The organism is Lysobacter enzymogenes (assembly GCF_017168095.1).
In the GTDB taxonomy this organism is placed as follows: Bacteria; Pseudomonadota; Gammaproteobacteria; order Xanthomonadales; family Xanthomonadaceae; genus Lysobacter; species Lysobacter enzymogenes_D.
On sequence record NZ_LXSD01000415.1, the window covers coordinates 21,267 to 30,964 of the forward strand.

The following is a 9,698-nucleotide window of genomic DNA, read 5'->3' on the forward strand; positions in this document are numbered from 1 at the left end:
TTTGCCCCCGGTCCCGGTGACGGGGCAAAAGCGCGCCGCTAGAGCCGCTGCCCTCCCCAGTACGCCATGTCGGCCTCACCGCCGTCCCTTTCTCCCGTTCCGGGAGATGGACGACCCAGTGCGGCCCGACGCAACGGAGCAAGGAGTCCGATATGAAACTGGCTTGGATATTGTGGCTGGCCTCCGTGCTTCCGCCGCAGACCGCCGATTCGCTGTGCCTGAGCACCACCGTCTACCTGGAAGCCCGCGACCAGTCCCAACGCGGCCAGCAAGCCGTCGCCGAAGTGGCCCTGCGCCGCCGCGACAGCGGCCTGTGGGGCGACACCGTGTGCGAGGTCGTCACCGCCAACAAGCAGTTCGCCCCGACCCTGGTCTCGCCGGGCACGCGCCTGAGCAATTCCGAAGCCTGGGCCGAGTCCGTCAACGTGGCCCTGGCCGCGGAGCGCAACTGGGCCCTGCCGGCCGGCCAGCGCAAGGAGATCGTGCCGGGCGCGAGCCACTTCGCCGCCCACGCCATCGCCAGCCCCTCGTGGCGCAACGCCTATCAGGTGGCGACGATCGGCGATCACACGTTCTACAAGGTGCAGGCGCTCAAGCCGCGGCGCGGCTGAGCCAAGCCGCTTCGTAACGCAGCGTTGCATCGGCTTGCTTGAGCATTTCCCTCGCAACCGGCGATAGTCGCCGGCCCACTACCAGAGGGTCGCCACTGATGAAGCTCTACAGCAAGCCCGGCGCGTGTTCGACCGCCGATCACATCGCGTTGCAATGGACCGGCGGCAAGTTCGAAGTCGAGATCCTCGACAAGGACACGATGAAGGCGCCCGCGTTCCTGGCGATCAATCCGGCCGGCGCGGTGCCGGCGGTGGTCGACGGCGAATTCGTGCTGACCCAGAACGCGGCGATCATGGGCTACATCGCCGATACGTTCCCGCAGGCGCAACTGGCCGGCGACGGCAGCGCGCAACAGCGCGCCGAAGCCGCGCGCTGGCTGGCGTACTGCAACTCCGACATCCATCCGGCGTTCGTGCCGATCTTCTCGCCGGGCAAGTTCCATCCCGATCCCGCCCAGGCCGACGTGGTGCGCCAGACCGCGCGCGAACGCCTGCGCGCGATGTACGCCGCCGCCGACCAGCGCCTGGCCGATCGCCAGTGGCTGGCCGGTTTCCGCAGCTACGCCGATCCGTATCTCTACATCACCCTGCGCTGGGCCGCCGCGACCAAGGTCGATCTGTCGGGCTACGAGCACCTGGCCGCGTTCAAGCAGCGCATGGACGCCGACAGCGGCGTGCAGGCGGCGCTGAAGGCCGAAGGGCTGTAAGCGCGTTGCGCTGAGGCAAGACCCGATCCTCCCGGTGCGTTGTGCCGGGAGGATTTTTTTTTGTCGGTTCGCGGCCGCGTTTTGGGGACGAGCGAATGCCGGCGATGCGGGCTCTGCATGTGAGCTGCGCAGCAAGGGGGCGCGCTTTTCAGAGGCAGCCCTTTTTAGAGACCGCGCTTGCCAAGGTCGCGCTTGCCAAGAGCCGCGTCGGCCGGATGCGCCATCCAGGACACGCGCTTACCGAAGGCGTGCCCACCGAGCGGCGCATTCGATCGAAGATCGCTCGCGTCGCAGGCCGCGCCCGCCGGACTGAGCGCTCACGCGCCCGCGGCGAACTGCGCCTCGATCTGCGCGGCGACCTCGTCCTTGCGCACCTTGGCCAGCGCCGCGCTGAGCTCCGGCAACACCGCCGCGAGCTCGTCGCTGTTGCTGCAGCGCTCGATCTTGAGCTGGAGGAAATAGCCGCGCAGCCCGAGGTGATCGCGCACCGCCTCGCTCATCAGCGAATACAGCGCCCGATAGCGCTGCGCCGACGGCGAAGCCCCCGCATCGGCCGGCGCGGACGCAGCCGCCGCGCGCAGCGGCGCCTGCGCGGCCAGGCTCGCGGCGACCGCGGCCGAGGACGCGATCAAGCCCATCCCTTCCAGCTGTTCCAGCGCATCGGCCGGGCCGTGCAGGCTGACCGCCAGTTCGCGCAGGTGGCGCGCGCTGCGCTCGCCGTCGACGATCAGCAGGATCGACCGCAGCATCGGCGGCAACTTGCGCGTGCGGTGTTCGATCTCGTCGCGGCCTTCGTTGGTCTTCACCGGAACGTCGCTGTCGCGCATGGCTCTTCCTCGTGCTCGATGCTTCCTTATCGCGCCGCCGCCGAGGCGCGAACGCGCCGCATGCCTGGCGGCACCGGACTATGCCATCGCAACGCGCATACGTTCTGTGTCGCATTCGACGTTAGCCGCATGCGGACCAAGGTCAACCACCGACGCTCGCGCGCGCCGCGCGGGCACGAAAAAGGCCAGGCGCGCGCCTGGCCTTTTTCGTTCGCGTCTTGCGTTTACGCCGCCGGGCAGGCCCGGCCGAGGCTCAACGCTTTTCGATCGGCACGTACTGGCGGTCTTCCGGGCCGGTGTAGTTCGCGCTCGGGCGGATGATCTTGCCGTCCTCGCGCTGCTCGATCACGTGCGCGCTCCAGCCGGTGGTGCGGGCGATCACGAACAGCGGGGTGAACATCGGCGTGGGAATGCCCATCATGTGATAGGCCGAGGCCGAGTACCAATCCAGGTTCGGGAACATCTTCTTGCTGTCCCACATCAGCTTCTCGATGCGCTCGCTGACGTCAAACAGGGTCTGGTTGCCGCCGTCCTTGCACAGCGCGCGCGAGATCTCCTTGATGATCGGGTTGCGCGGATCGCCGACCGTATAGACCGGATGGCCGAAGCCGATCACGATCTCCTTGCGTTCGACCCGGGCGCGGATGTCGGCCTCGGCTTCGTCGGCGTCGTTGTAGCGCGAGATGATGTCCATCGCCACTTCGTTGGCGCCGCCGTGCTTGGGGCCGCGCAGCGCGCCGATCGCGCCGGTGATGCACGAATGCAGGTCCGAGCCGGTGCCGGCGATGACGCGGGCGGTGAAGGTCGACGCGTTGAACTCGTGTTCGGCGTAGAGGATCAGCGACTTGTCGAGCGAATCGGCCAGCAGCTGACTCGGCGGCTCGCCGTGCAGCAGGTGCAGGAAGTGCGCGGCGACCGAGTCGTCGTCGGTCTCGCAGTCGATGCGGCGGCCGTTGCGGGTGAAGTGCCACCAGTACAGCAGCATCGAACCGAAGCTGGCGATCAGGCGGTCGGCGATGTCGCGCGCTTCGCTGGCCGGATGGCCTTCGCGTTCGGGCAGCACCGTGCCCAGCACCGAGCAGCCGGTGCGCAGCACGTCCATCGGGTGGGCGTTGGCCGGCACCAGTTCCAGCGCCTCGGCCACGATCGCCGGCAGGCCGCGCAGGCGCTTGAGCTTGGTCTTGTAGGCCTTGAGCTGCGAGGCGGTCGGCAGCACGCCGTGGACCAGCAGGTGCGAGACTTCCTCGAAGGTGGACTGGGTGGCGAGGTCGTGGATGTCGTAGCCGCGGTAATGCAGGTCGTTGCCGCTGCGGCCGACGGTGCACAGCGCGGTGTTGCCCGCGGCGGTGCCGCTGAGGGCGACGGATTTCTTGGGCTTGGGCAGGGTCGATGCGGTATCGCTCATGGTCCTTCCTTTAAGAGTGGTCTTCTGTTCCCTCTCCCGCTTGCGGGAGAGGGTTAGGGTGAGGGCACCCGACTTCCGGCTTGCGCCGCTGGCTTGAAGTTTCGCTTGCCCTCATCCGGCCCCCTGCCTACGCAGGGGCAGGCACTTCGGGCCACCTTCTCCCGCAAGCGGGAGAAGGAGAAACTTAAAAATCTCAGCCGCCCTTCTTGGCGAACAGCGCGTCGAGCTTGTTCTCGAACGCGTGATAGCCGATGCGGTCGTACAGCTCCGCGCGGGTCTGCATGCTGTCGACCACGTTCTTCTGGTGGCCGTCGCGGCGGATCGATTCGTACACGTTCTCCGCCGCCTTGTTCATCGCGCGGAACGCCGACAGCGGGAACAGCTGGATGGCGACGCCGGCCGAGGCCAGTTCGTCGCGCGAGAACAGCGGGGTCTGGCCGAATTCGGTGATGTTGGCCAGCACCGGCACCTTGACCGCGTCGACGAAGCGGCGGTAGGTCGCCAGGTCGTAGGCGGCCTCGGCGAAGATGCCGTCGGCGCCAGCCTCGACGCAGGCGATGGCGCGTTCGATCGCCGCATCGACGCCGTCCACGGCGATGGCGTCGGTGCGCGCGATCAGGAAGAAGTCGGGATCGGTCTTGGCGTCGGCCGCGGCCTTGACCCGGTCGGCCATTTCGCCGGCGGAGACGATCTCCTTGCCCGGACGATGGCCGCAGCGCTTGGCGCCGACCTGGTCCTCGATGTGGCAGGCGGCCGCGCCGGCCTTGATCAGCGACTTGACCGTGCGCTCGATGTTGAACGCGCTCGGGCCGAAGCCGGTGTCGATGTCGACCAGCAGCGGCAGGTCGCACACATCGGTGATGCGGCGCACGTCGATCAGCACGTCTTCGAGCGTGTTGATGCCCAGGTCCGGCAGGCCCAGCGAGCCCGCGGCGACGCCGCCGCCGGACAGATAAATGGCGCGGTAACCGGCGCGCTGGGCCAGCAGGGCGTGGTTGGCGTTGATCGCGCCGATCACCTGCAGCGGCGATTCGGCGGCGAGCGCGGCGCGGAACTTGGCGCCGGCGGAGAGCTGGGACATCTGTCTGACTCCGGGTGGCCCGGTCGGGGCGATCCGGCCATTTTAACCCGTCGGACGCGTCGGCCGCCGGTGCGTGGCCGGCGCCGGCGAGACGGCGAGCGGGCTGAATGCGCAAAGCGCGGCGCGGATTGCGCTGGCCGTGTGCGAGCGCGGCGCGTTTGCAGACCCCGCTCCTAGGGACCTTCCGCGCCCCCACCAGAACGTCATTCCCGCGAAGGCGGGAATCCAGGGCTTCACCGCGGCATGGCGCTGAAGTCTCTGGATTCCCGCCTTCGCGGGAATGACGAGCTGGCGGCGGCGCGGGCTCTCGCCAAGCGGCTCGCGTAGCGCAGGGCTCGATGCGCCGGCCGCGTTGCCCGGCGCCACGCTCCCGACTCGCGCTCGCGCCTCAGCGCACCTGAACCTGCAACGCGGGAAACCCTTCGACCTCGTACGTCCCCGCCTGCGCCCGCAGCCGCTGCACCAGGCTGCGCACCGCCCGCTCGTCCAGGCGCAGGTGCAGCACGCCGTCGGCGACCAGCGCCTCGTTGCCGCGCGCGGCCGGCTCGAACACCACCCGCGCGTCGGGCCCGACCGCGCTGAACGCGTGCCCGAACGGCAGCCGCAGCGGCAGCAGCGCCAGCAATTCGCCGACCTGGCGCGCGCTCAGCGCCAGCACCGTCACCGGCGCGCGCAGCAGACGCTTGCGCTGCTCCCAGCTCACGTGATCGGCATAGATGGTGCCCACCGACGAGCCCTCGCGCGCCGAGCCTTCGGCCAGGCGCGCGGCGATGTCGGGGTCGGCCAGCAGCGAGCCGCGTTCCAGGTCGGTGATCCACAGCGGCAGGCGGTCGTGGAAGACCTCCAGCACCTTCAGCGTCGACCAGCGCTTGAGCGCGAACTCTTCTTCGTTGGTCAGCCCGACGATCTGCAGGAACTCGAGCCGGCCGTTGTCGCTGTCCATCGGCGCGAGTTCCGGATCGTGGACGAAGGCCAGCGCGCGGATCTGGCTGTCGCTGTCGGCGGCGATCGGCCCGCCGGCGCTGAGGTAGTGGCCGGCGTGGAAGCCGTGGCCGCTGTCGAACACGTAGCGCGCCAGGTTCTGCAGGAAGTTCAGCGCCCAGCGCGGCGGTTCCTCGGCATCGTCGGGATTGGCCAGGCGGAAGGTCAGTTCGAAGCCATAGCCGCTGACGGCCGCATCGTCGTTGCGCTTGTCGAACAGTTCGCTGAAGCCGTAGGTGACGAAATGCCAATGCGGCAGCGGGGTGATGCGCTTGTACGCGCTGATGCCGGGCAAGGGCGCGGCCGAACCGGGCGGCGCGCTGGAATGCCACGGCGACTGGCGCGGATACACGCGGTTCAAGGCGTGGTTGATGGCATCCCAGCCGGGCGCGCCGGCTTCGTTGCGGTGCGCCTCGTCGCGATGCGCATCGCCGTGGTGCGCCGGGGCCGGCTCGGCGGCGGAAGGACTGGTGTACTGCATTGCGCGCGTGCCTCGCTGGATCGAGGGCGGGCCGCAGCCCGCCCGTTGCCGCGATGCTAACGCCGGCGCAGAAAAATGGCGTCAACACCGGCGTTGCGCGCACGAACGCTTTCGCTCGCGTTCACGCTGCGCCGGCGTATGTCAGCCGCCGGCATCGGCGCCGCGCTCCAGCGCGCGCCGCACTTCCTCCAGCGCGCCGGGGTCGTCGAGCGTGGACAGATCGCCGGGGTCGCGGCTTTCGGCCAGGGCCTGGATCGAACGCCGCAGCAGCTTGCCCGAGCGGGTCTTGGGCAGCGCGGCGACCACATACACCCGCGCCGGCCGCGCCACCGCGCCGAGCTGGCGCACCACGCAGTCCTGCATGCCCGCCGCGACCGCATGCGGGTCGTGCGCATCGCCGGCCTTGAGCGTGGCGAACACCACCGGCACCTGGCCCTTGAGCTCGTCGTGCACGCCGATCACCGCCGCCTCGGCGACGCTGGCGTGGCTGGCCACCGACTCCTCGATCTCGCGCGTGCCCAGGCGGTGGCCGGCGACGTTGATGACATCGTCGGTGCGGCCGAGGATGAAGGTGTAGCCGTCCTCGTCGCGGATCGCCCAGTCCAGCGAGCTGTACAGCAGTTCCCTGAAGTGGCCGAAGTAACTCGACAGGAAGCGCGCATCGTCGTTCCACACCGTGCTCAGGCAGCCCGGCGGCAGCGGCGGCACGATCGTCAGCACGCCCTTCTCGTTCGGGCCGACATCGCGGCCGCTGGCCTCGTCGATCACCCGCAGGTGGTAGCCCGGCATCGGCAGTCCGGGCGAGCCGAACTTGACCGGCTTGAGCTCCAGCCCCGGCATCAGCGCCAGCACCGGCCAGCCGGTTTCGGTCTGCCAGTAATTGTCGATGACGGTCTTGCCGATGCCGTCGGTGATCCAGTGCGCGGTCGGTTCGTCGAGCGGCTCGCCGGCCAGGAACAGCCACTGCAACGACGACAGGTCGTGCTTCTTCAGCCACGCCGCATCCTGTTTCTTGAGCACGCGGATGCCGGTCGGCGAAGAGAACATGGTGCGCACGCCGTAACGCTCGCAGATGCTCCACCACACGCCCGGGTCGGGATTGGTCGGCAGGCCTTCGTACAACACCGAGGTGGCGCCGGCGATCAGCGGACCGTAGACATTGTAGGAATGGCCGACCGCCCAGCCCACGTCGGAGGTGGAGAACATCGCCTGCCCGGCGCGGATGTCGTAGATCGCCCACATCGACAGCGCCAGCGCGACCGCGTAGCCGCCGACGTCGCGCTGCACGCCCTTGGGTTTGCCGGTGGTGCCGGAGGTGTAGAGCAGGTAGCTGGGCTCGTTGGATTCGAGCCACTCGACCTCGACCTGCGCGTCTTCGTGCTGCGTGCGCAAGGCCGCGTAGTCGACGTCGCGGCCGGGGATCAGGCGCAGGTCCGGATCGAGCCCACGGCTCACCACCAGCACGCGCGGCGGCGGCGATTGCGCCTGCGCGCAAGCCGCGTCCACCAGCGGCTTGTACGGGATGACCTTGCCGCCGCGCATGCCGGCGTCGGCGCAGATCAGCAGCCTGGGCGTGGCGTCGTCGATGCGCAGGGCCAGGTTGTGCGCGGCGAACCCGCCGAAGACCACCGAGTGCACCGCGCCGATGCGCGCGCAGGCCAGCATCGCGAACACCGCCTCGGCCATGTTCGGCATGTAGATCACCACCCGGTCGCCGCGGCCCACGCCGAGCGCGCGGATCGCGCTGGCGAAGACGTTGACCTCGCGGTGCAGTTGGCGATAGCTCAGCTCGCGGGTCTGCCCGGTTTCGCTGGAGACCGCCGCCAGCGCGAGCTGGTCGCCGCGCTGGTCGAGGTGGCGGTCCAGCGCGTTGTAGCAAAGATTGGTTTCGCCGCCGGCGAACCACTGCCGGAACGGCGGGTTGGAATAGTCGAGGATGCGCTGCGGCGGCGTGCGCCAATGGATCGCGCGGGCCTGCTCGGCCCAGAACGCCTCGGGCTGTTCGATCGAACGGCGGTGGAACTCCTCGTAACGCATGGGCGCGGTCTCGCAGGGCATCCGCCCGCAGGCTAGACCATGCGGCGCACGCGGGGCGTTACGACCTTGGTCTAGGCGTGGCGCGCGCCGTGAACGGGCTCGCACAAAGCGGGCTCGCACAAAGCGGGTTCGCGCCGCCCTGCGCCGGCGCCAACGAAAGACGCCGGAGCCTTGCGGCCCCGGCGTCCCACCGGGCGGGCGGCGCCCCGTTCCTGCGCGCCCACGCCGATTCCATGCGCCTTGCGAAGATGCCTCGGCCGGGCTGCGCGTTCGGCCCGGCGGTCGCCCCGTCAGTCCGGACGCACGTCCACACGCACGCGGATGCGGTCGCCCGGGTTGTGGTCGGTGCGGGTGCGGTAGGTCTTGCCGGCGTATTCGTAGGTGACGTCGTACGCGGTCACGCTGCGTTGGTCGTTGACGTAGCCGTTGTTCGGCACCGGGTCGCAAACCCGCACCGTGCCGGTGCGCGGCGGTTCCTGACTGCGCTTGCTCTGTTCGTAGATGCTGCGGCCGGCCATGCCGCCGACCATCGAGCCGATCGCCGAGGTCGCGTAGCGCGCGCTGCCGCCGCCGACCTTGCTGCCGAGCACCGCGCCGACGATGCCGCCGACCACGGTCGCGGCGGTGCGGCCGCCTTCGGTGCCGACGCTGCGGCGCTGGTTGCCGTATTGATCGTAGTAGCCGTCGTTGTTGCTGTAGCCGTCGCCGCCGTAGTAGTCGCTGCCGCCCTGGACGTAGGTCGGGCGCTCGTAGCAGCGCGGCGCGCTGGCGGGCTGGGAATAGGTTTCGAACACCGGATCGACCCGCACCACGCGGGCGAAGTCGACCTGCGAGCTGTAGCTCGGCGAGCCGTTGTAGTTGCCGGAGCCGTTGTTGTAATTGCCCGAATACGCGCCCGAAGAATATGCGCCCGACCCGTTCGGATACGACTGCGCCGAAGCGATGCCGGTGGCGGCGGCCAGGGCCAGGCCCAGGACGGTGACGAGCGAGCGGTTCATGGCGGGGCTCCCAGGCGCCGGAATGGCGCGATGCGGATCGTCGGTCCGGCGCGGTCAACCCGGGCTGAATGCGGCCGGAGCCCGCGCCGATGTCAAAAAATTGTTTACCTCGGCGACAGCCAGCGCGCCGGTCGCGGGGCCCAGGCTAGCGCAGCCTGGGCGCCGGCGTGCGGCGCGACGTACAGACAAGCGGTCTGCACGAACAGAAGTCTGTCCGGTTTGACGCTTCGCCGCCTGCCTGCCCTCCGCCACCCGCTGCTCAACCTGCGCCGGCCGTCAGCCAGTCCGCCGCCTGGGCCGCCGCGCGCGCGGCCTCGCGGCCCAGCAGCGGGCCGACGTGACTGCCCGGCAAGGCGATCAGGCTCGCGCCGACCGCGGCGGCGAACCGTGCGGTGGTGTGCGGATACACATCGGTATCGCCGTGGCTGGCGATGCACAGCACCGGCGCGGCCGGCCGCGCCGCTTCGACCCCGGCCAGGGCCTGCGCCAGCGCCGCGCCGGATTCGTCGCGCCAGCGCCGCAGCGCGTACAGCGCGGCGGCCTCGTCGGCATCGGGCAGGGCCTGGCGGG

Annotated in this window: 9 protein-coding genes; 2 read left to right on the forward strand and 7 right to left on the reverse strand. The window is 69.7% G+C overall.

Annotated elements, in window-relative coordinates:
* The first annotated feature begins 152 nt into the window (after window positions 1–152).
* Together A7A76_RS18220 and A7A76_RS18225 are read left to right on the forward strand one after the other, a co-directional pair.
* Window positions 153–611, forward strand: a complete 459-nt coding sequence (locus A7A76_RS18220; protein ID WP_074863946.1) for a cell wall hydrolase — start codon at window positions 153–155, stop codon at window positions 609–611.
* A 98-nt stretch (window positions 612–709) separates the two neighbouring features.
* Entirely contained in the window at window positions 710–1,318 is a 609-nt protein-coding gene (locus A7A76_RS18225; protein ID WP_206412535.1) for a glutathione binding-like protein, read from the forward strand.
* 317 nt (window positions 1,319–1,635) lie between these two features.
* Here the strand turns inward: A7A76_RS18225 and A7A76_RS18230 are convergent, their stop codons facing one another.
* From A7A76_RS18230 to A7A76_RS18260, 7 genes are all read right to left on the reverse strand, one after another.
* The gene (locus A7A76_RS18230) at window positions 1,636–2,145 is read right to left on the reverse strand and encodes a hypothetical protein (protein ID WP_206412536.1); all 510 of its coding nucleotides are present in this window, start codon (window positions 2,143–2,145) and stop codon (window positions 1,636–1,638) included.
* Window positions 2,146–2,398: 253 nt separating this feature from the next.
* Complete coding sequence (gene prpC, locus A7A76_RS18235) at window positions 2,399–3,550, reverse strand: bifunctional 2-methylcitrate synthase/citrate synthase (protein ID WP_206412537.1); 1,152 nt, start codon at window positions 3,548–3,550, stop codon at window positions 2,399–2,401.
* A 193-nt stretch (window positions 3,551–3,743) separates the two neighbouring features.
* Entirely contained in the window at window positions 3,744–4,631 is an 888-nt protein-coding gene (prpB, locus tag A7A76_RS18240; protein ID WP_206412538.1) for a methylisocitrate lyase, read from the reverse strand.
* 388 nt (window positions 4,632–5,019) lie between these two features.
* Entirely contained in the window at window positions 5,020–6,093 is a 1,074-nt protein-coding gene (locus A7A76_RS18245) for a suppressor of fused domain protein (RefSeq protein WP_206412539.1), read from the reverse strand.
* Between the two features lie 141 nt (window positions 6,094–6,234).
* Window positions 6,235–8,130 (reverse strand): propionate--CoA ligase, encoded by a 1,896-nt coding sequence (prpE, locus tag A7A76_RS18250; protein ID WP_206412540.1) that lies wholly within the window; start codon window positions 8,128–8,130, stop codon window positions 6,235–6,237.
* A gap of 290 nt (window positions 8,131–8,420) precedes the next feature.
* Window positions 8,421–9,128 carry a glycine zipper 2TM domain-containing protein gene (locus A7A76_RS18255; RefSeq protein WP_206412541.1) on the reverse strand — a complete coding sequence of 236 codons (708 nt, stop codon included), beginning with the start codon at window positions 9,126–9,128 and terminating at the stop codon, window positions 8,421–8,423.
* Window positions 9,129–9,387: 259 nt separating this feature from the next.
* A partial coding sequence (locus A7A76_RS18260; protein WP_206412542.1) for a hypothetical protein occupies window positions 9,388–9,698 on the reverse strand: 311 nt, incomplete at its 5' end.